Source organism: Luteimonas sp. e5, from assembly GCF_054031035.1.
In genome coordinates, this window is sequence record NZ_JBSTRX010000002.1 from 301,596 (window position 1) to 321,830 (window position 20,235).

Genomic DNA, 20,235 nt, shown 5'->3' on the forward strand with positions numbered 1-20,235 from the left:
TTTCCTTACTGGTACGCGACCGCGCGCTTGGCCGCGGCGACGATCTTGTCCACGCTGGGCAGGTACTTCATTTCCAGGCGGAACAGCGGGATGTGGGTGTCGTAGCCGGTGACGCGCTCGACCGGGGCAAGCAGGTCGAACAGGCATTCCTCGGCCACGCGCGCGGCGATTTCGGCACCGAAGCCGGCGGTCTTGGCCGCTTCATGCACGATCACGCAGCGCCCGGTCTTGGCCACCGATTCGGCGATGGTGGGGAAGTCGAGCGGGGTCAGGGTGGCGACGTCGATGACTTCGGCACTGATGCCGTCCTTGGCCAGCGCATCGGCCGCTTCCAGGGTTTCCTTGACCTGCGCGCCCCAGGTGACCAGGGTCACGTCGCTGCCATCGCGCAGCACGTAGCACACGTCCAGCGGCAGCGCTTCGCCGTCATCGGGCACCAGCTCCTTGTACTGGCGGTAGATGCGCTTGGGCTCCATGTACACCACCGGGTCCGGATCGCGGATCGCCGCCAGCAGCAGGCCGTAGGCGCGCTGCGGGCTGGAGGGCATGACCACGCGGATGCCGGGCACGTTGGTGAAGATGGCTTCGTTGGCTTCGCTGTGGTGCTCCGGCGCACGGATGCCGCCGCCCCAGGGCACGCGCAGCACCATCGGGCAAGTCAGCCGGCCGCGGGTGCGGTAGCGCATGCGTGCGGCATGGCAGACCAGGAAATCGACCATCGGGTACATGAAGCCGTCGAACTGGGCCTCGGCCACCGGCTTCATGCCCTGCGAGGCCATGCCCACGGTCAGCCCGGCGATGGTGGTTTCGTCCAGCGGCGTGTCCAGCACGCGCATCTCGCCGAACTGCTGCTGCAGGCCGGCGGTGGCGCGGAACACGCCGCCGTTGACGCCGACGTCCTCGCCCAGCACCAGCACCGAGTCGTCATGCTTCATTTCCCAGGCCAGCGCCTGGGTGATGGCTTCAATCAGGGTGATCGGTTGTGCGCTCATGCCCGCTGCTCCTGCGCAATCGCGGCTTCGCGCTGTGCCTGCAGATCCTCGGGGAGCTCGGCGTAGAGGTAATCGAACATCGCTTCCACCGGTTGCACCGGGGTCTCCAGGTAGGCGTTGATTTCGGCATCGATCATCGCCGCGCATTCCTCCAGCCAGGCCTTCTCCTGCGCCTCGTCCCACAGCTTGAGCCCGGTCAGGTATTTGCGCAGGCGGATGAACGGCTCGCGCGTCCACGCGTCCTTGACCTCGTCCTCGCCGCGATAGCGGCGTGCATCGTCGGCGGTGGTGTGGTCGTGCAGGCGATAGGTCATGAACTCGATCACGCTGCCGCCTTCGCCATTGCGCGCGCGCTCGGTGGCGCGCCGCATCGCCTCCAGCACCGCGATCAGGTCGTTGCCGTCCACCTGCAGGCAGTGCAGGCCGCCGGCCAGGCCCTTCTGTGCCAGTGTCCTGGCACCGGTCTGTGCCTCGCGCGGCACCGAGATCGCCCAGCCGTTGTTGATCACGCACAGCACCAGCGGCAACTGGAAGGCGCCGCCGGAATTGACCGCGGCGTAGAAATCGGTCTTCGAGCTGCCGCCATCGCCGCAGCAGGCCACCGCGATGCGCGGCTGCCCGCGCAGCTTGAACGACAGCGCCGCGCCGGCGGCCATCAGCATCTGGGTGGAGATCGGCACGCACCACGGGTAGTCGTGGCGCGGGCCGGCGAAATCGTTGCCGCGTTCGTCGCCACCCCAGTACATCAGCACGTCGCGCGGCTTGACCCCGCGCATGAACTGCGCGCCGTACTCGCGGTAGCTCGGTGCGAACACGTCCTCCTCGCGCATCGATGCACCGATGCCGATGTGGGTGGCTTCGTGGCCGAGGCTGGCGGCATAGGTGCCCAGCTTGCCGGTGCGTTGCAGGCGGATCGCCTTGTCGTCGAAGGTGCGCACCATCAGCATCTGCTTGAACAGCGGAACCAGCTTGGCCGGGTCATCCACCGCCGGCGGCAGCGGCCCGGCGAGGGTGCCATCGGGCTTCAGGCATTGCAGGTACTCGATCTTGAATTCGGCAGCTGTCGACATGCAGCGCTCCGTCGCTGGGGAAACCCACATGATAGCGAGCAGCGGGCTGCAGACCGTTGCGCAATGCGGCAAACGCGGGCATTGACAAGCCGCCCGCAGCACCAGCTCGGCAGGCACGATGGCGCGCGCAGCCCTAGAATTGGCGGATGGCAGACGAACGCAACGAACGGCCCCTGGAAGAAGGCATCCACACCGACTTCAGCGGGCGCATGAGCTATGGCGGTTACCTGCACCTGGAGCGTCTGCTCTCGGCGCAGCATCCGCTGTCCGATCCGCCGCACCATGACGAGATGCTGTTCATCATCCAGCACCAGACCTCGGAGCTGTGGCTGAAGCTGTTGATCCACGAACTGTCGGCCGCGCGCGAGCACCTGCGGCATGACCGCGTGTGGCAGTTCGGCAAGGTCGCCGCGCGCTGCAAGCGGGTGCTGGACCAGCTCACCGCGCAATGGTCGGTGCTGGAAACGCTGACCCCGTCCGAATACATGCAGTTCCGCGAAGTGCTCGGGCCGTCCTCGGGGTTCCAGTCGCTGCAGTACCGCACCGTCGAGTTCCTGCTCGGCAACAAGAACGCGGCGATGCTCAACGTGTTCGCGCACGATGCCGCGGCGCATGCCGGCCTGCGCGCGGAGCTGGAAGCACCGAGCCTGTATGACGAGTTCCTGCGTTACCTGGCGCGCTGGGGCCATGCCGTGCCGGCGGCGCACCTCGAGCGCGACTGGTCGCGGCCGCATGTGCTCGACCGCGTATTGCTGCCGGTGTTCGAGCGCATCTATGCCGATACCGACCGCCACTGGCGCGAGTATGCGCTGTGCGAGGACCTGGTCGATCTGGAAACCCAGTTCCAGCTGTGGCGCTTCCGCCACATGCGCACGGTGATGCGCATCATCGGCTTCAAGCGCGGCACCGGCGGCTCTTCGGGCGTGGATTTCCTCAAGCGCGCGCTCGACCTGACGTTCTTCCCGGAGCTGTTCGAGGTGCGCACCACCGTCGGACCCGAGCGCGGCTACGGCGAGGACAGCCCGGCACCGTGACCCCGCAGCTGCCGCCGGAATGGCACTGGACCGGCGCGGCGATGGCGGCGGGCATCCTGTACTGGGCGTTCCTGCGCCTGCCGTGGCACAAGGTGCGCGGCGACGCCGAGGCGCAGCGCATCTTCGCCATCGTCATCGCCATCCTGATCGGCCTGCGCGGCTTCAGCACCCAGGCGGTGATGGACGTGAACCTGCATTTTCTCGGCGCCGCGATCGCCACGCTGATGTTCGGTGCACGCTTCGCCCTGCTTGCACTGGCGGTGGTCAGCGCCGCGTGGGCGCTGATGGGGCGGGTGTGGCTCGGCTGGGGCTGGGATTTTCTCGCCAACGACGCGCTGCCGGTCGCGGTCACCGCCGGCATCGGTGCCTTGGTCAACCATCGCCTGCCGTCGCATGTCTTCGTCTACATCTTCGGCAATGCATTTTTCGCCGCCGCCTTGTCGATGGCGGCCTCGGTGCTGACCAAGGCCACGATCAGCGCCTGGCTGGGCGGCGATGCGGCGCCGTACCTGATCGCCGCGATCCCGATCTCCTTCGGCGAGGCGTTTTTCACCGGCGGCACCATGGCGCTGATCGTCACCTACCGCCCGCAGTGGTGTGCCAGTTTCGACGACGCACGTTATCTCGGGCGCGGCAAGTAGGGCATGGGGCGGCAGGCTGTTAGGATTCGGCAAACCGAAACGCCAAGGGGACCTGCCCGATGAATGATCCACAGCCGGCCGCGCTGCCATCGCGCAGTCTCGTCACCCGCATGCTCGACGCCGTCGAGCGTGTCGGCAACAAGCTGCCCGACCCGGCGGTGCTGTTCCTGCTGCTGATGCTGCTGGTGTGGGCCTGCTCGGCCTGGTTCTCGACCATGACCTTCAGCGAGGTGGATCCGCGCAGCGGCGAAGCGATCCGGGTCAACAACCTGCTCGCCGGCACCAGCCTGACCGCGTTCATGGCGCAGATGGTCAATACCTTCGTCACCTTCCACCCGCTGGGCGTGGTGCTGGTGGCGATGCTTGGCCTGGGCGTCGCCGAGCACACCGGCTTCATCAATGCCGGCCTGCGCGCGATGCTGCAGGTGACGCCGAAGATGCTGCTGACCCCGGCGCTGATCGGCGTGGGCATCCTCAGCCACGTCGCCGTGGATGCCGGCTACGTGCTGGTGATTCCGCTCGGCGCAGTGATCTTCCATGCCGCCGGCCGTCACCCGCTGGCCGGCATCGCGGCGGCGTTCGCCGGTGTCTCCGGCGGCTTCTCGGCGACCATGTTCGTGCCGTCCAGTCTCGATCCGCTGCTGGCCGGCCTGACCCAGGTGTCGGCGCAGCTGATCGACCCGGAGGTGGTGGTCAACCCGCTCAACAACTTCTACTTCACCAGCGCCTCGACGGTGCTGATCATCCTGGTCGGCTGGTTCCTGACCGACCGCGTGATCGAGCCGCGGCTGAAGGGCACGCAGGTCGATGGCGATGCCAGCGAGATGCCGACCATGGAGGCGCTGGCCCCGCGCGAACGCAAGGGCCTGTGGCTGGCGCTTGCCTCGATGCTGGCCGCGGTGCTGCTGCTGGTGCTGACCGCGCTGCCGGCGGGCTCGCCGTGGCGGGTGCCGGCCGATGCCGCGGCCGGCGCGGGTGAGCTGCTGGTGTCGGCGGCGCCGCTGATGCAGTCGATCGTGGCGCTGATCTTCATCTTCTTCCTGATCCCGGGCGTGGTCTACGGCTACGTCGCCGGCACCGTCAACAGCCACCGCAACATCATCGAGGGCATGAGCAAGGCGATGAGCGGAATGGGCTATTACATCGTGATGGCGTTCTTCGCCGCGCAGTTCATCTATGCCTTCGGGCAGAGCAACATGGGGGCGCTGCTGGCGATCAAGGGCGCCAACTGGTTGCAGGCCAGCGGCATGCCGATGGGCATGACCATCGTCGGCATCGTGCTGCTGTCGGGCTTCGTCAACCTGCTGGTCGGCTCGGCTTCGGCCAAGTGGGCGCTGATCGGCGCGATCATGGTGCCGATGATGATGCAGCTGGGCGTGTCGCCGGACCTGACCCAGGCTGCCTATCGCGTCGGTGATTCCAGCACCAACATCATCACCCCGCTGCTGCCGTACTTCCCGCTGATCGTGGTGTTCTGCCAGCGCTACGTGAAGTCGGCCGGCATCGGCACGCTGTTGTCGCTGATGCTGCCATTCGCGATCACCCTGCTGGTGGTGTGGACCGGCTTCCTGCTCGCGTTCTGGGCGCTGGACGTGCCGCTGGGCCTGGGTGCGAGCTTCGTTTATCCGGCCGCGGGCTGAGCCCGCAGCCGTGCGCATTCATGTTCTCCGCGCCGGCGCCGGCATTGACGAAGCGCGCGCGCCCGGTAATCTTCGTGCGTCGCCCGCAGTACCCATAGCCAGGGAGCCAACGTGAACCAACCCCTTCCGACCACCGACGAAGGCAAGACCTTCCTCGGCCATCCGCGCGGCCTGTTCATGCTGTTCTTCGCCGAGATGTGGGAGCGCTTCTCCTACTACGGCATGCGCGCGCTGCTGATCTTCTATCTGGTGCAGCACTGGATGTTCTCCGACGACCAGGCGTCGGTGATCTATGGCGCCTATACCGCGCTGGTGTACATCGCGCCGGTGGTTGGCGGCTATCTGGCCGACAAATATCTGGGCCAGCGCAAGGCGGTGTTGTTCGGCGCGGTGCTGCTGACATTCGGTCACTTCCTGATGGCCTTCGAAGGCGATGGCGGCACCGACAGCAGCTTCCTCAAGATCTTCTGGCTGGCACTGTCCTTCATCATCGTCGGCTCGGGCTTCCTCAAGGCCAACATCTCGGTGATGGTCGGCCAGTTGTATCCGCGCACCGATATCCGGCGCGACCCGGCTTACACGATCTTTTACATGGGCATCAACCTCGGCGCGATGCTCGGCTCGTTGATCGCCGGCTACCTTGGCCAGACCTATGGCTGGAAGTACGGCTTCGGTGTCGCCGGCATCGGCATGCTGCTTGGCCTCGTCGTGTTCGTGTTCGGCAAGCCCCTGCTGATGGGACGTGGCGAGCCGCATGACCCGGCGCGTTTGGCCGCGCCGGTGATGGGCATCCGCTTCGAATGGCTGCTGTACGCGCTCGGGTTCGCCGCGGTCGGCCTGGTGTGGTTCCTGATCCAGTACCAGAAGCTGGTCGGCTGGCTGCTCGGCGGTGCCGGTTTGATCCTGGTGATCTACGTGCTGGCAATCGCCGTGACCAAGCTTGAACGCGAACAGCGCCACCGCATCTTCGCGGCGCTGTACCTGATCATCGGTTCGATCCTGTTCTGGGCGTTGTTCGAACAGGCCGGTGCATCGCTGAACCTGTTCACCGACCGCTCGGTGGATCGCCACCTGTTCGGCTGGGAGGTACCGGCCTCGATGTTCCAGTCGCTGAACTCGATCTACATCATCATCCTCGCGCCGCTGTTCGCGATGCTGTGGCTGGCGCTGGCCAAGCGTGGCCTCGAGCCATCCACGCCGGCCAAGTTCGCGCTGGGCGTGGTGCTGGTCGGTGCGGGCTTCCTGGTGCTGGTGGCCGGTGCCAAGGCGTCCGGGCCGCTGACTCCGGTGCTGTACATCTTCCTGATCTACCTGATCCACACCATGGGCGAGCTGTGCCTCTCGCCGGTCGGCCTGTCCGCCATGAACCGCCTGACCCCGGCACACATGGCCAGCCTGATCATGGGCACCTGGTTCTTCGCCTCGGCCGCCGGCAACTTCACCGCCGGCCTGATCTCGGCCGCCACCGGTGGCGAGGGCGCCGGCCCGGATCGCGTGCTGGAGGTGTATTCCAACGTCGGCTGGCTGGCGGTGGGCGTGGGTGTGGTGATGCTGCTGATCGCGCCACTGATCCGCCGCCTGATGCATCTGGACACGTTGCGCGATGACGAAGCGTTGGTCGATTCGCCGGCTGAAGGCATGCGCACGGAAGGGAAAACCTTCTGATCACGCTCGCGGATCGGCATGGAAAACGGCAGCTTGAAGCTGCCGTTTTCTTTTGTGTTTGCGACGGTGGCGAACTGCGATGCTGCCGGCGGATTGGCGCGATGCTTCAGCCGTGCCCGACCATCGGCAGCGCCTGTTCCAGTTTGTGCAGCAGCCGCTGCAACTGGCGCTGTTCGCCGGCATCCAGCGCGGCCAGCAAACGCGCTTCGAAGGCCAACGCCAGTGGCGCCACCTGCGCGTGCACCTCGGCGCCCTTGTCGCTCAGGGTCAGCAGCCAGCGGCGTCGATCCTCACGATCGACCGCACGCAGCAGCAGGCCGCGATCCAGCAGGGCGGCAACGGCGCGGCTGATCGCCACTTTGTCCATCGCGGTGCGTTCAACCACTTCGCTGGCGGAGAGGTTCGGCGTACGGCCGAGCACTGCGATCACCCGCCATTCGGTCACCGACAGCGCAAAGCGGTCGCGGTAACTGGCCGCGATGGTCTGGCTGACGCGGTTCGACAGCACGCTCAGGCGATAGGGCAGGAACTGCTCCAAGGCCAATTCGCCGCTCATCTCGCTGTCGTTCTGTGGCGGCATCGTGCGCAATGCCGATGCCGTGCCCGCCTTCGTGCGCATACTGCACCGCAGCTTGAAAATGGTTTCATTTGAAACTATAACGTTCGCAGCCGGCGCGCAAGCGCCATCGACCCTACACATGTTTTTCAGGAGCAGTCATGTCCGTGCAACGCGCCGTGATCGATCAGGACATCGGGATGGTCCCGACCACCTTCGACAACCCGATGGGCATCAACGGGTTCGAGTTCGTCGAATTCGCCGCGCCCAAGGGCGAAGGCGCGCGCATGCGCGAGTACCTCGAGGGCATGGGCTTCACCGCCATTGCCAAACACAAGGACCGCGACATCACCCTGTTCCGCCAGGGCGGGATCAACTTCCTGCTCAATGAAACCGAGGATTCCTTCGCCTCGGATTTCGCCGAAAAGCACGGCCCGTCGGCCTGCGGTTTCGCGATCAACTTCGACCAGCCTTCGGCCAAGGTGCTGGAGCACGTGCTGGCCAACGGCGGTGAGGCGATCGACTTCAAGGCCGACAGCAAGGCGGTGGACGCGCCGGTGATCAAGGGCATCGGCGACTGCATGCTGTACCTGATCGACAGCGGCAACGCCGATCTGTACGCCGACTTCGTGCCGCTGGAGGGTGTCGACCAGCAACCCAAGGGCTTTGGCCTGACCTTCATCGACCATCTGACCCACAACCTGTTCCTGGGCAACATGCAGAAGTGGTCGGACTACTACGAGAAGCTGTTCAACTTCCGCGAGATCCGCTACTTCGACATCAAGGGTGCAAAGACCGGGCTGCTGTCCAAGGCGATGACCGCGCCGGACGGCATCGTGCGCATCCCGCTGAACGAGTCCAGCGACGAGAAGAGCCAGATCAACGAATACCTGCGTGACTACAAGGGTGAGGGCATCCAGCACATCGCGCTGTTCACCAACGACATCTACGAATCGGTCGAGGCGATGCACGCCAAAGGCGTGAAGTTCCTGGATACCCCGGATACCTATTTCGACGTGATCGACCAGCGCGTGCCGGGCCACGGCGAAGACGTGCCGCGGCTGCGCAAGAACTCGATCCTGATCGACGCCGACCCGGAAACCAAGCAGCGCAAGCTGCTGCAGATCTTCACCCAGAACGCGTTCGGCCCGATCTTCTTCGAGATCATCCAGCGCAAGGGCAACGAGGGCTTTGGCGAAGGCAATTTCCAGGCGCTGTTCGAGTCGATCGAGCGCGACCAGATGAAGCGCGGCGTGCTGTGAGGAGCGGGCTGCTGGTGGTTGCCGGTCTGGCGCTCTGTGCCTGTGGCGGGCCGGTCGACGCGACCGCGCCAGCGACACCGGTGCCGGCATCAACGCCAGCCGCCATGCCGCCGACACAATGGTCGGTACCTGGCGTCCTGGTCCCGCAGGCCGAAGCCATCACGCGCTTTGATCTCAAGTCGCGCCTGCAGACCTACCGGAGTCCGTACTTTCGTCCGGATGAGAGAGTGAAAATCCGTCATGTGGCGGGCGATCTGCACCTCGATGGCCCGTTGTTGCTGGATTGGGACGGCAACCTGGATGCCCATGGCCTGGTGGTCGATGGCGACCTGATCGTGGATGGGCCGATCGTCAATGCCAACATGGACGGGGGGCCGTTCCTGCTGGTCGGCGGCACAACCCGCGCCAGCGCCATCGTGGGCGGCGGCGCGGAACTGGCGTTCGAAGGGGATGCGGATGTCGACGAGATCGTGATCGGCCACTACAACGGCGGCATTCTGGTGTTCGGCAAGGCGCTCACCACGCCGGCGGTGGTCAACATGGATCATCACCTCGACGTCCGAGGCCCGTTGCACGGGCGCTGGTTCGATGTGTTCAGTGGGGACGATGAGTGGTCGACCTTTCTCGACATGACATTGCCGGGCATGGAGAACATGCTGGAGGACGCATGGCAAGGGCTGGATGAGGCGCTGATCCCGCGCTTGTTGCAGCGACAGCGGGTGTTGCGCACGGACCTGCCGCCGATCGCGAACCATCCCAAGCCATGACACGGCGGAGAATTTCCCGCACAACCGGATGATCGACATGAGCAACGAAGGCAATGTCATCCCGATGCCGCACCACGATGGCGCGCGCATCCACCAGGCCGGCTACATGTCCGGCTTCGGCAACGAGTTCGCCACCGAGGCCATTCCCGGCACCCTGCCCGATGGCCGCAACTCGCCGCAGCGGGTCGCGCACGGGCTGTACGCCGAGCAGCTGACCGGCACGGCGTTCACCGCGCCGCGCCACCAGAACCGCCGCAGCTGGCTGTACCGGATCCGCCCGGCGGCGGTGCATGGCCACTTCCAGGCGCTGCACCACAACCATTTCCACAACGACTTCGGCGACGGCCCGGTCACGCCCGAGCAGTTGCGCTGGAGCCCGCTGCCGATCCCGGAAACCCCGGTCGACTTCATCGACGGGCTGTTCACCATGGCCGGCAACGGCGCACCGGCGCTGGGCACCGGCATCGGCGTGCACCTGTACGCCGCCAACCGCTCGATGGAAGGCCGCTTCTTCTACGATGCCGATGGCGAGCTGCTGATCGTGCCGCAGCAGGGCCGGCTGCTGATCGCCACCGAGCTGGGCGTGCTGGAGGTCGAGCCGCAGGAAATCGCGGTGATCCCGCGCGGCGTGCGCTTCCGCGTGGAGCTGCCTGACGGCGCCTCGCGCGGCTACGTGTGCGAGAACTTCGGCGCGTTCATGCGCATCCCGGATCTGGGGCCGATCGGCAGCAATGGCCTGGCCAATCCGCGCGACTTCCTCACCCCGTGCGCCAGCTACGAGGATGTGGAGGGCGAGTTCGAGCTGGTGGCCAAGTTCCAGGGCCATCTGTGGCGCGCCGACATCGGCCATTCGCCGCTGGACGTGGTCGCCTGGCATGGCAACCACGTGCCGTACAAGTACGACCTGCGCAAGTTCAACACCATCGGCTCGATCAGCTTCGACCATCCCGATCCGTCGATCTTCCTGGTGCTGACCTCGCCCAGCGACACGCCCGGCGTGGGCAACCTGGACTTCGTGATCTTCGGCCCGCGCATCCTCGCGATGCAGGACACCTTCCGCCCGCCGTGGTTCCACCGCAACATCGCCAGCGAGTTCATGGGCCTGATCCACGGCGCCTACGACGCCAAGGCCGACGGCTTCGCCCCCGGCGGTGCCTCGCTGCACAACTGCATGACCGGCCACGGCCCGGATGCCGCCACCTTCGACAAGGCCAGCGCCGCCGATACCGGCAAGCCGGACTACATCCGCGACACCATGGCCTTCATGTTCGAAAGCCGCGCGGTGATCCGCCCGACCCGCCAGGCCATCGACGCCGGCCACCGCCAGCGCGACTACATCGACTGCTGGGCCGATCTGCAAAAGCACTTCCGCCGCCCGGACTGAGTGCCGGCACGTTGGTCGTGATGGCCACGCGGATCGCCACATCCGCACGTGCAGCCAAAAGAACGCCCCGCAGCGCGGGGCGTTTCCGTTGCCGTCTGAAAAACCGGGCCCGGCATCGGTACCGCGTTCAGTCAGCCGGCTCGAAATGCCAGGTCACCGACGCGGTGCCGAGATTTCCGGGCCCGAGCACGTCGTAGACGATCGGGTTTATCTCGTAGAACGCGGCAGGCTTGTGGCTGCGATCTTCGAAAACCCGCACCCCCGGGAAGACCGGCAGTGCGCCCGAGCCCTGGATCACGCCCGAAGGGGTGAGCATGCCCTCGAACGAGGCGCCACCGATGCTGTCCGGCCCGGAACCCTCCTTGACCGGTTCGTTGGGCCTCCACAACTTGTATGTGCCGTAGACCTGTCCCTGCACCTCGAAGGAATAGATGCAACGACGCACGTCGATCATGATGCTGATGTAGGACCCGGTTTCGGCCATCTCCGGCGTTTGCCGCAGCATCGCTCCCGATCCCTTGAATGTATATATCTCGCTGACGTCACCTTCCGGGTCGTATTCGACACGTTGCAATGTGTAGGAGCCGGTACGGTCAACCGGGCTGTAGTACCGGACAAGTGTGTCCCTGCCGTGATAGTTCCGCCGGGTGATTTCAGGCATCGTGGCGTCGTAGGTTGCGCTGTACGCGTAATCGACAAGTATCCTGCGCTCGGAATCCCAGACGTTGCTGCGCTTCTGGTTGTAGGACACCGTGCCCCTCCACGCCTTGTGCTTGAGCAGGTCGGCATCGCAGGAGCCTTCCTCGGCCACCGACACCGGAGCAGTCTTGGTGTCCTTCGCATCGCCCTGGATCAGGGTCAGGCTCGGCACGAAGCTGCCGCGCCGGGTATGGCGATGCTCGGTTTTTCGGATCGCACGGCAATCCTCGAACCGTCGCCGTTTCGAACCATCTCCCGGATCGAATTCGCAAGCGGGTGCCTGCTTGTTCTCCGGCCACGGGATGGACCATGAAAAGCGGGCATCCAGGGGGGCCTGTCCGGACGGTGTGCTGGTGCTGAAGGTCCACTCGGTAAACACCTCGGTGCTGGCCTTGATCGGGGTGCCATCCACGCGCAGCGTGGCGAGGAAGGCACCGCCGGTGTCCTCCTTCAGGCGCGAGGTGTAGGCATAGGTATGGCGCAGGCGGGTGGTGTCGGTGCAATCGGCGATGCGCCGCGCCGGCGTGCCATCGCCGAAGTCCAGCGTGCAGGGCACCGCCGAGCCGTCCTCGCGCGGCCTGAGCTTCCACGACAGGGTCACATCCAGCGGCGCCTTGCCAAGCGGCGGGTCGGCCGTGAGCTCGATCTCCACCGCCACCGGCTTGGAACTGTGCGGCATCTCGGTGCCGAACGCGCCGCCGCTCCACACGCAGCCCCAGCACAGGGTGTGGTCCTCCAGCACCTTGCTACGCTCGCCCGGCCCGCGCGGCATCGCGCGCAACGTGGTCTGGCCGCGCCCCTGCGCCAGCCACTGCATGTCCTCGCCCCGGGTGGTGACGATCGGTTCGTCATAGCTGAACAGGCTGATCAGGTCCGGATCCTCGACCTTGATCGGGCCCCAACTCATCGGCGGCATGGTGAACAGCACCGGGTTGACCGTGTCGGAGGTCCCGGGCTTGATCGCATCGTCGAGACGCAAGCCGGCCATGTACACGTCGATGACGTAAAGGAAAACGTCCTTGGCCTTGTTGGTCGTCTCGGGGTCGAGCTTGATCGCCGGGCCAAGCGTGGACTTGATCAGGTCGATGATGTCGTTGAGCCTGACCGGCTTGGGCGTGTTGTGGGCCGCCACCGTCACCCGCGCGGGGATGGTTTCCTGCAGCGAGACCATCGGCTTGATCCCTTCCAGCTCGAACCGGCTCAGCCGGGACGGCAGCAGGGAGGGCGCGATCTTGTCGATCACGAAACTGGTGACGCTGAGCAGTGCAGTGACCAGGATGTTGGCCGGGTTGGCACCGACCGGCGAGCCCGGCACGCCGACGATGGCCATGACGTTGGCGTAGCCGTCGGCGGTGGGCTTGACGTACTCGCGGGCGAAGTCCTCCAGCAGGCCATGCATCTGCATCTTGCAGGCCAGGTCGTAGGCCTCGCCCTTGCCGCGGCAGCGCGGTCCGGTGGGCTGGCCGACGAGGTTGCGCGGCATGCGGATCTGGGCGAAGCCGAGCGCGCTAGCACCGGACAGGGCAGTGCCGACCGGCAGCAGCGCGACCGGCGGCCCGCTGGGCGGGGTGGGCGAGAGTGTCCGGGCGAAGCTCTCCATGCGCTCGACCATGCCGCCGGAGGCGAGCAGGGCGTCGATCAGTTCGGTGTCGGGCGTGGTGCCGTTGAGCAATGGCGAACGGCCATCGAGCAGGGCGGCCAGCGAGCGATCGCCTTCGCTGACCAGTCCGCGCAGCATGCCGATCAGGGCGCGGCGGTGTTGGCGTTCGTTCTCGTCGCGGGCCGGGATCGACTCGAAGATGCCTTCGTAGGCACTGGCGATCCCGTGCAGCGCATGCTGCACGCGGCGGGTGCTGCCCGGCGCGCGCTTGAGCTCGGTGACTTCAAGCCCGTGCTCGCTGCGCGCCACCAGATGACCGAAGCGACGCACTTCCACCGCTTGCGCGCCCTTGGGTGGCTCGGGCCAGGCACTGGCGTGCAGATACAGCGGGACGCGCAGTTGCAGGCGGCCATCGGCCAGGCGCAGTGCGCTGGTGGGTTGTCCGCCGACGGTGACTTCGAGTGGGTCGTTCTCGGCCACCACCAGCCCTTCGGCGATGATGGCGGCGCCGGGCGGTGCCTTGGCCGGGCTCAGGGTCACGATCACCGGCTCGCCCGGATCCACGCCGGCCGCGTCGGTGGCCTGGGTGGCGGTCGCACTGGCAGGCGCGTTTGCCGCCGTGGCCGGGGGCTGGTCTGCGCCGGGGCGCACCAGCAGCAGCGAGACGGCGAGGGCGACGAGCACGCCGGCCGCGGCGAGGAGCTTGCGCCGGTGTGGCAGACGCAGGTAGAGCCGGTGCAGCGCGGGCCAGGCGACGTGGCGCAGCCAGCGGCCGATGGCCGGCAGCGCACGCAGCACGATGAAGCCGCCGATCACCCGCAAGGCCGTCCACAGCGCGCGGCCGAGTGTTTTCAGTCCGCGGCCGAGCAGGGTGGCGATGCGTTGCAGGGGGGTATCGGGATCGGCGTTCATGGACGGGGCGGATGCGGGTCGGCGGAGCAGGGGCACGGCAGCAGGACGCAACCGGTTACCTCATCCACGAGATCGCGCACTGAAAACTGACAGCCCGGCGCGACCCACCGGCTCAGCGGCGGGTCACCTTCATGTTCTCGATCCGCGCGGCGATGCCGGCATCGCAACGATCACGGCCGGCGAAGTCCGCCAGCGGCATGTTGCGCACACCCGCGCTTTCTTCGGCAGCGAGCTGATGGCAGGCCGAGCCCTTCATCTCCTCGCCGTTGCGGCAACTGACGACCATGTCCCAGCAGGCTTCGATGGCCTTGTTGCCGGCGGTGCGCTTGACTTCGCAGTCCATGCCGCGGTCATCGGCACCTTTGCAGTTGACGTCGGCGGAGTCGGGCTTGACCACCTTGCAGGCGGCCAGGGCGAGCATGGCGATGGTGATGAGGGTGGTACGCGAGATGAGCTTGCTGTTCATGGCATCGGGATCCGGGGACATGGGGTGAGGGTTCAATGGCTGATGGCCAGGTGCGCGGAGTTCCTTGCGCCGTCGTCGTCATGCGGCAGGAAGTCCAGTTGCAGTCGGGGCAGGAACTCGCCATCTGCGTGGCGGTCGCGCAGCTTGAGCGGACGCGAATGGCCATCCATGTGCAGGCTGGCGCTGACCAGGTAACGGCCGATCGGGACGTCTTCGATCCGTTCGTGCCGGATCCAGTAGTGATCGCCCGGCTCCAGCTTCAGTGTTCGGCCCGGAGAGCCATCGATCAGCGGGCCGGATGGCGTCAGCGTCAGTTGTACGTAATCGATCTCGTCCTCGGCCAGGTTTTCCGCATCGACGGTGATCAGGCCGCCGTAGTGGGCATCGGGGTCATGGCTTGGCCGCCCTTCCAGCTTCCACGCGAAATTGCGTATTGCGCCGCGCTCGTTCACGTTGCCGGCGTTGTCGGGCTCCAGGTCGAGGGTGTAGATGCGGCCGTTGTATTGCCTGTCGAACGTGGCATGCACGTCCCAGGGGCCGGGCTTCACCGCAATGCGATAGCTGCCGTCCGCCTCGCTGGTGCCGCGGATGTAGGCGGCGTAGAACAGGCTGTGGTCGAGCAGGATGTTCGCGCCTTCGATGGCCTGGCCCCGGGTGTCGACGACCCTGCCGCGGACATGGCCCTTTTCGAGGGTGATGGGTTCGACAGCCACCGCGGGCGGCGTGCTGGCTGCCTGCACGGCGGCAGGATCGCTGGCATCGGCACGCGCGCAGGCGGTCAGCGTGGCCGTCCCCGTCAACAGGGCAGCCAGCAACAGGCCGGCCGGCAATGCGCTCGAGTGGGGTGTCGTGTTCATGGCATTCCTCACGTTGCAGTGACCTTGGCGTGGCGGGCGGCAGGCGCCGCCCGCGTCACTTCAACGGCCGATAAGCCCGCGCAGCAGTCCGCGTGCGCCGGACTTGCCGCCTTCCTGCGCGGCGTCCTGGGTACCCATTCCCGGCATCAACATGGCGGTGGACTTGCTGCGCACGCGCACGCGCAGGCCCGACTGGGTGAGGCTGCGGTCATTGCCATAGGCGATCATTTGCACCATCGGCGTGCCGCCTGCGGCGAACACTTCCTTCGGGATGCGGCATTCCTGCGTTCCCGGGCGCAGCAGGGTGCGCTTCTGCACCCATTGCCCCACCAGGGATTCGGGCAGGTAGGTGAGCAACTCGGGACCGGCATAGCCATCTTCGGAGCTGCTCCACATCACCATGCTGTCGCCGTTGGTGACCACGGCGTGGATGAAGTAGCCGCGTGCGCCCTCGGCACCGCTCCAGCGCAGGGTCATGCCCTGGTTGCCACCGCCGCTGCCGGAGAGTTTGAGCTCGGGCAGGAAGTCGTGTTCCGCGCCCAGGGTGAATGCGGTCTGCGACAGGCCGTCACCGCTGATCTGGTGCGCACCGACCAGCGAGGAGCGGCCCGATACCGAGCGCCGATTGGAGGGGTTCGGCCACAGCACATGCTGACTGGTCACGCTTCCCGATCCGGGCACCTTGCGTGGCGCCATCACGCGACCGGTGTGCACCGGCTTGCCGTTGCGAACGGTCATGGTGAAGTTGGCGGGTTGGCCCGAGCGCGCCTGTTCGCCACAGCCCCAGTAGTAGCGGACCTTGAAGCTGCCGTCGCCGCCATCGCCGCCGCTGTAGGACGCGGAGCCATCGCGCGGGTCTTGCTGTGTCCGCGGCAACAGGTCGATGCTCTTGCCCAGCTGCAAGCCCTTGGGGACCGCCTGTTGCGCGGCGCGACCGGGTGCCGCGCGGTTGAGCAGGGACACGTCCATGTAGCGGCCTGGCATGGCCGGTTGCGCGGCCATGCCGAACTCCGGTCCCGCGCCACCCATGGTGCCGGACAGGCGGCTCAGCGCGCCAAGTCCCGGCATGCCGGGCATACTGTGCGAGGCAAGGTCGATATGCAGTTCGGCCTGCTTCGATTGTGCGTTGGCCGAGGTGGCTGCAGCGCCCGCCAGGGCGAGCGCCAGCGCAGCGGAAATCGTGGAAAGTCGATGAGTCATGAATTGGCACCCGTGATGCGATGGGTCGAAACGGCGACCCGCCCGCGCCGGTGTATCCGGTCATCACCATCAACGAGATTGGCCCGCGAAAACTGACAGCTGTCGGGAAAGTGATGCTTGCCAGGCGAGTGGCACGCTGCCGTCGAGGGCAGCGCCCGGGTTGCCTGCGCGAATGCGGGACATGCGCAAAAACTGCATCACGGCAGGCGATGCGGGCTGTCTTGCGGCGGTGGTCCAGCTGCGGTGAGGATCGTCCTTGCCGCGGGATCGAATCAGGGAAAGCCCAGGCAGCTGGCCGCGTCGGGGGTGCCGAGGCAGGCGGATACCGGTGCGAGGGTGGCGTGTTCGCCGAGCTCCGCCGCCAGTCGCTGGCCGGCTTCGTGGTCGCCGGATTCATGCGCCAGCAGGGCGGATAGCATCCACGGCCTGATCCACTGCCGCACCACCGGACTGCGCGGCAATTCCTCACGCAGCTTGTTGCTGATCGCCGCGGCGTCCTGATGGCGGCCATGAGCGTGCAGCCATTCGGCACGCGCCATGTGCCAGTGCCGCGCCACCGGTTCGCTGCCGTTGGCGCATTCGACCAGCACCGCGTCGGCTTCGTCGGCACGCCCCATGCGCAGCAGGATCGAGGCCTGCAGGCCGCAGTCGTCGTGGTCGGACTCGCTGCCGACATCGCCGATGGCCTGCATCAGTAGGCGCGCCTGGGTGATGTCTTCCAGCGCCTGTACGTACTGGCCGAGCGCGGCGTGCACATAGCCACGGTCGCGCAGGCAATGCCATGGGCCGTAATCCTGCTGGCCGATCGCCCTGGCATTGGCGATTCCGGCCTCGAAATGTGGCAAGGCTTTTTGCCATTGCCCGGAAATCGCAAGGTGGTTGCCCAGATTGCACGGTGGAAAGGTCTTGTTGTAATGCGCCTTGGCATACACCCGGTTGGCGGCATCCGCAGCGGCGTGCGCCAGCTCCAGCGCACGCGCGCTCTGCCGCGGTATCCGTATCAGGTCGCGCGACACTTGTGCGAGCGTATGCGCGATCGCGCCCTCGTTTTCGGCATGCACCTCGCGGGCCAGTTGCAGGCGCTGCTCGGACAAGTCCAGCAGTTCCGCGCCCTCGATGTCATTGCGTTTGCGCGTGATCGCCAGCATGTTCAGCAGGTCGAGTCGGATCAGGTCGCTCACGCCTTCGGCCTCCCTGGCCTCCTCCAGTGCGATGCGAACCTGCCGGTCGGCACCCTCGAAGTCCTGATTCGTGTATAGCGCCATGGCAAGGCCATGCAGACTGTACAGCCGTTCGCTCAGCTCCAGCTTGGGGCTGGTGCGGGTCAGCGCCTCCGCGGCGCGAGCGTGTTCCAGTGACAGCTTCGGCTGCGAGCGGACCCGCGCAATCTGCGACAGATGGTCATGGGCGCGCCAGAGTTCGTAATGCGCATCCGGACGATGCACCGGGAACAGCGCGGCCGCCTGTTCGAGGTCGGCCGCGGCGGCATCGTACTGGCTCAGGTGCATGCGCGCATAACCGGTCAACAGCAGAATGTCGGCGGCCGCGCCGGGGTCGGTTGGCAGGATTTCCTCGCGCGCGCGGCGTGCGCCTTCTTCCAGCAGATCCAGCGCATCGGGCACGCCCTTGTCGTTCCTGGGCTCGGTGGACGAGAACACATGCGCAAGGAAGTCGCGCACCTGTTCGGCGCGGTGCGCTTCGATTCTTGCGCGTTCCGCTTCGCGCCGCGCCTCACCCGCCTGCCACAACGTGGCACCGATGCCACCAGCCAGACTGACCAGCACCAGCGCGGCAGCGGCGACGCCGGTCTTGTGGCGGCCGGCGAACTTGCGCAGGCGGTAGCCGAGCCTGGGCTTCTGCGCATGCACCGGCATGCCGGCCAGCCAGCGACGCAGGTCCTCGGCCATGGCATCGACGCTGGCATAGCGCTGCGCCGGATCTTCGGCCAGCGCCTTCAGCAGCACCCGATCCAGGTCGTTCTTCAGTGGCGCATAGTTGCGGTGGTAGGCATGCGCGGCCTGGCGCACCAGCAGCGAGGGGCGCGTGCCGGCGCTCGGTTCGGTGGCAGAGCAGGGCACCTGCCCGGTCAGCAGCCGGTGCAGCAAGGCGCCGAGGCCATAGATGTCGATCGCGGTGCTCGGCGGCGCGCCCTGCAATTGCTCCGGTGCGGCGTAGCCGGGCGTCAGTGCGCGCCACAGGGTGCGCGTGGGTTCGTCCTCGCTGTCGGTGAACTGGCCGATGCCGAAGTCGAGCAGGCGCACGTGGCCGCCTTCCTCGACCAGCACGTTCGACGGCTTCAGGTCGCGATGCACCACCAGGTTGCGGTGCGCGCAGGCCACCGCGTCGCAGACCTGCAGGCCGAGCTTGACTATGGCGCGTGCATCCAGCTTTTGCTGGTCGCAGTACTGGTCGATGCGTTCGCCTTCGACCAGTGGCATCGCCATCCAGAAGCTGCCGTCGGCGCTGCTGCCGCAGTCGATCAGCGGGGTGATGTTGGGATGGTTGAGGCGTGCGAGGATTTCCGCTTCGCGCTTGAAACGCTCGCGGCCGTCGGCGCCGAGCGCAGCGAGGGTGAGGATTTTCACCGCCGCCTGCTGTCGCGCCGGCCCATGCTCGCGATGCCCCAGCCACACCACCGCCATGCCGCCGCGGCCCAGCTCGCGTTCCAGCACCCAGCTGCCGAAGCGGCGGCCGGCCAGGTCGCCCTGCAGCGGATCGAGTTTGAGGCTGGGTTTGAGGTAGGCCTCGATCATGCGCTGCAGGCGGCTCATCACCGCAGGCTCGAAGTCCTGCGTCGCCAGCCATTCCTCGCGCACGGCCTCGTCGAGGCCGAGCCAGGTATCGAACGCGGCATCGGCAGCCTGCCAATGCTTCAGCTGCTCATGCCCCATCGGCATCCGCGTCTCCTTCTTCATCCAGCATCGCCTGCAGGAACGTGCGCGCGCGCTGCCATTCGCGGTGCACGGTGCGCTCGGACACGTCCAGCACCGCCGCGATTTCGGCGAACTCCAGTCCCGCGAAATAACGCAATTCGACCACCTGCCGACGCTGCGCGCTGATCGATTCCAGTGCCTCCAGACACTGCTCCAGCACCAGCACGTTGGTCGCCTGCGAGGGCAGGTCGGGTATCTCCTCGTGCAACTGCACCATCACCTGGCCGCCGCCGTCCTTCTCGCTGCCGCGCTTGCGCGCATGGTCGACCAGGATCCAGCGCATGGTGCGCGCCGCGGCGGCGAAGAAATGGTTGCGATCGACCAACGTCATCGGCGAGCCCTGGCTGATGCGCAGGAACAGCTCGTGTACCAGCACGGTCGGCGTGATGGTGGCCTCGCGGCCGTGCATGCGCGAGTTCGCCAGCCGGCACAACTCCGGGTACAGCGCCTCGAACACTGCCCCCAGGCGTGCCGAATCGCCATTGCGTGCATCCACCAGCAGGCGGGTGATGTCGGCATCCATCGTGTTCACGTCATGTCCTCTGCAATGGTCGGAG

The 20,235-nt window shown here is 66.5% G+C and carries 16 protein-coding genes; 7 read left to right on the top strand and 9 right to left on the bottom strand.

Features of this window, described 5'->3' with window-relative positions; all coding sequences use genetic code 11:
• Positions 1 to 5: 5 nt before the first annotated feature.
• Positions 6 to 992: an alpha-ketoacid dehydrogenase subunit beta gene (locus tag ACW11F_RS06895; protein ID WP_456996178.1), complete on the bottom strand. Its 987-nt coding sequence runs from the start codon at positions 990 to 992 to the stop codon at positions 6 to 8.
• Positions 989 to 2,062 (bottom strand): pyruvate dehydrogenase (acetyl-transferring) E1 component subunit alpha, encoded by a 1,074-nt coding sequence (pdhA, locus tag ACW11F_RS06900; RefSeq protein ID WP_456996179.1) that lies wholly within the window; start codon positions 2,060 to 2,062, stop codon positions 989 to 991. Before pdhA ends, ACW11F_RS06895 begins: the two co-directional genes overlap by 4 nt.
• A 146-nt stretch (positions 2,063 to 2,208) precedes the next feature.
• On the opposite strand from pdhA, the gene ACW11F_RS06905 reads away from it, so the two are divergent.
• From ACW11F_RS06905 to ACW11F_RS06920, 4 genes are all read left to right on the top strand, one after another.
• Positions 2,209 to 3,096, top strand: coding sequence for a tryptophan 2,3-dioxygenase (locus tag ACW11F_RS06905; protein ID WP_456996180.1), 888 nt, complete (start codon positions 2,209 to 2,211; stop codon positions 3,094 to 3,096).
• Positions 3,093 to 3,737: an energy-coupling factor ABC transporter permease gene (locus ACW11F_RS06910; RefSeq protein ID WP_456996181.1), complete on the top strand. Its 645-nt coding sequence runs from the start codon at positions 3,093 to 3,095 to the stop codon at positions 3,735 to 3,737. Before ACW11F_RS06905 ends, ACW11F_RS06910 begins: the two co-directional genes overlap by 4 nt.
• A gap of 59 nt (positions 3,738 to 3,796) precedes the next feature.
• A complete protein-coding gene (locus ACW11F_RS06915) occupies positions 3,797 to 5,377 on the top strand; it encodes an AbgT family transporter (protein WP_456996182.1) in 1,581 nt (526 codons plus the stop codon).
• Positions 5,378 to 5,488: 111 nt separating this feature from the next.
• Positions 5,489 to 7,042 carry a peptide MFS transporter gene (locus tag ACW11F_RS06920; RefSeq protein WP_456996183.1) on the top strand — a complete coding sequence of 518 codons (1,554 nt, stop codon included), beginning with the start codon at positions 5,489 to 5,491 and terminating at the stop codon, positions 7,040 to 7,042.
• A 106-nt stretch (positions 7,043 to 7,148) separates the two neighbouring features.
• On the opposite strand, the gene ACW11F_RS06925 is transcribed toward ACW11F_RS06920, so the two are convergent.
• Positions 7,149 to 7,622 (bottom strand): MarR family winged helix-turn-helix transcriptional regulator, encoded by a 474-nt coding sequence (locus ACW11F_RS06925; protein WP_456996184.1) that lies wholly within the window; start codon positions 7,620 to 7,622, stop codon positions 7,149 to 7,151.
• Positions 7,623 to 7,759: 137 nt separating this feature from the next.
• Here ACW11F_RS06925 and hppD point away from each other — a divergent pair, with 137 nt between their 5' ends.
• The 3 genes from hppD (at position 7,760) to hmgA (ending at position 11,011) form a co-directional block, all read left to right on the top strand.
• Positions 7,760 to 8,860: a 4-hydroxyphenylpyruvate dioxygenase gene (gene hppD, locus ACW11F_RS06930; protein WP_456996185.1), complete on the top strand. Its 1,101-nt coding sequence runs from the start codon at positions 7,760 to 7,762 to the stop codon at positions 8,858 to 8,860.
• A 14-nt stretch (positions 8,861 to 8,874) separates the two neighbouring features.
• Positions 8,875 to 9,627: a hypothetical protein gene (locus ACW11F_RS06935; protein WP_456996186.1), complete on the top strand. Its 753-nt coding sequence runs from the start codon at positions 8,875 to 8,877 to the stop codon at positions 9,625 to 9,627.
• 88 nt (positions 9,628 to 9,715) lie between these two features.
• The gene (hmgA, locus tag ACW11F_RS06940; RefSeq protein WP_456996567.1) at positions 9,716 to 11,011 is read left to right on the top strand and encodes a homogentisate 1,2-dioxygenase; all 1,296 of its coding nucleotides are present in this window, start codon (positions 9,716 to 9,718) and stop codon (positions 11,009 to 11,011) included.
• Between the two features lie 127 nt (positions 11,012 to 11,138).
• Here the strand turns inward: hmgA and ACW11F_RS06945 are convergent, their stop codons facing one another.
• The 6 genes from ACW11F_RS06945 to ACW11F_RS06970 all read right to left on the bottom strand — a co-directional run bounded on the left by ACW11F_RS06945 (position 11,139) and on the right by ACW11F_RS06970 (position 20,201).
• Entirely contained in the window at positions 11,139 to 14,222 is a 3,084-nt protein-coding gene (locus ACW11F_RS06945; protein WP_456996187.1) for a hypothetical protein, read from the bottom strand.
• Between the two features lie 112 nt (positions 14,223 to 14,334).
• Positions 14,335 to 14,688, bottom strand: coding sequence for a hypothetical protein (locus tag ACW11F_RS06950; protein WP_456996188.1), 354 nt, complete (start codon positions 14,686 to 14,688; stop codon positions 14,335 to 14,337).
• A gap of 32 nt (positions 14,689 to 14,720) precedes the next feature.
• The gene (locus tag ACW11F_RS06955; RefSeq protein WP_456996189.1) at positions 14,721 to 15,518 is read right to left on the bottom strand and encodes a carboxypeptidase-like regulatory domain-containing protein; all 798 of its coding nucleotides are present in this window, start codon (positions 15,516 to 15,518) and stop codon (positions 14,721 to 14,723) included.
• An 87-nt stretch (positions 15,519 to 15,605) separates the two neighbouring features.
• Complete coding sequence (locus ACW11F_RS06960) at positions 15,606 to 16,745, bottom strand: hypothetical protein (protein ID WP_456996190.1); 1,140 nt, start codon at positions 16,743 to 16,745, stop codon at positions 15,606 to 15,608.
• A 272-nt stretch (positions 16,746 to 17,017) separates the two neighbouring features.
• Complete coding sequence (locus ACW11F_RS06965; protein WP_456996191.1) at positions 17,018 to 19,660, bottom strand: protein kinase domain-containing protein; 2,643 nt, start codon at positions 19,658 to 19,660, stop codon at positions 17,018 to 17,020.
• Positions 19,626 to 20,201, bottom strand: a complete 576-nt coding sequence (locus ACW11F_RS06970; protein WP_456996568.1) for an ECF-type sigma factor — start codon at positions 20,199 to 20,201, stop codon at positions 19,626 to 19,628. The genes ACW11F_RS06965 and ACW11F_RS06970 overlap by 35 nt, the downstream gene beginning before the upstream one ends.
• Positions 20,202 to 20,235 lie beyond the last annotated feature (34 nt).

What these genes read in the sequence shown, in the direction of transcription:
- ACW11F_RS06895 (WP_456996178.1), bottom strand. Translation starts at nt 992, where the DNA reads ATGAGCGCACAACCGATCACCCTGATTGAAGCCATCACCCAGGCGCTG.
- pdhA (WP_456996179.1), bottom strand. Translation starts at nt 2,062, where the DNA reads ATGTCGACAGCTGCCGAATTCAAGATCGAGTACCTGCAATGCCTGAAG.
- ACW11F_RS06905 (WP_456996180.1), top strand. Translation starts at nt 2,209, where the DNA reads ATGGCAGACGAACGCAACGAACGGCCCCTGGAAGAAGGCATCCACACC.
- ACW11F_RS06915 (WP_456996182.1), top strand. Translation starts at nt 3,797, where the DNA reads ATGAATGATCCACAGCCGGCCGCGCTGCCATCGCGCAGTCTCGTCACC.
- ACW11F_RS06925 (WP_456996184.1), bottom strand. Translation starts at nt 7,622, where the DNA reads ATGCCGCCACAGAACGACAGCGAGATGAGCGGCGAATTGGCCTTGGAG.
- hppD (WP_456996185.1), top strand. Translation starts at nt 7,760, where the DNA reads ATGTCCGTGCAACGCGCCGTGATCGATCAGGACATCGGGATGGTCCCG.
- ACW11F_RS06945 (WP_456996187.1), bottom strand. Translation starts at nt 14,222, where the DNA reads ATGAACGCCGATCCCGATACCCCCCTGCAACGCATCGCCACCCTGCTC.
- ACW11F_RS06950 (WP_456996188.1), bottom strand. Translation starts at nt 14,688, where the DNA reads ATGAACAGCAAGCTCATCTCGCGTACCACCCTCATCACCATCGCCATG.
- ACW11F_RS06960 (WP_456996190.1), bottom strand. Translation starts at nt 16,745, where the DNA reads ATGACTCATCGACTTTCCACGATTTCCGCTGCGCTGGCGCTCGCCCTG.
- ACW11F_RS06965 (WP_456996191.1), bottom strand. Translation starts at nt 19,660, where the DNA reads ATGAAGAAGGAGACGCGGATGCCGATGGGGCATGAGCAGCTGAAGCAT.
- ACW11F_RS06970 (WP_456996568.1), bottom strand. Translation starts at nt 20,201, where the DNA reads ATGGATGCCGACATCACCCGCCTGCTGGTGGATGCACGCAATGGCGAT.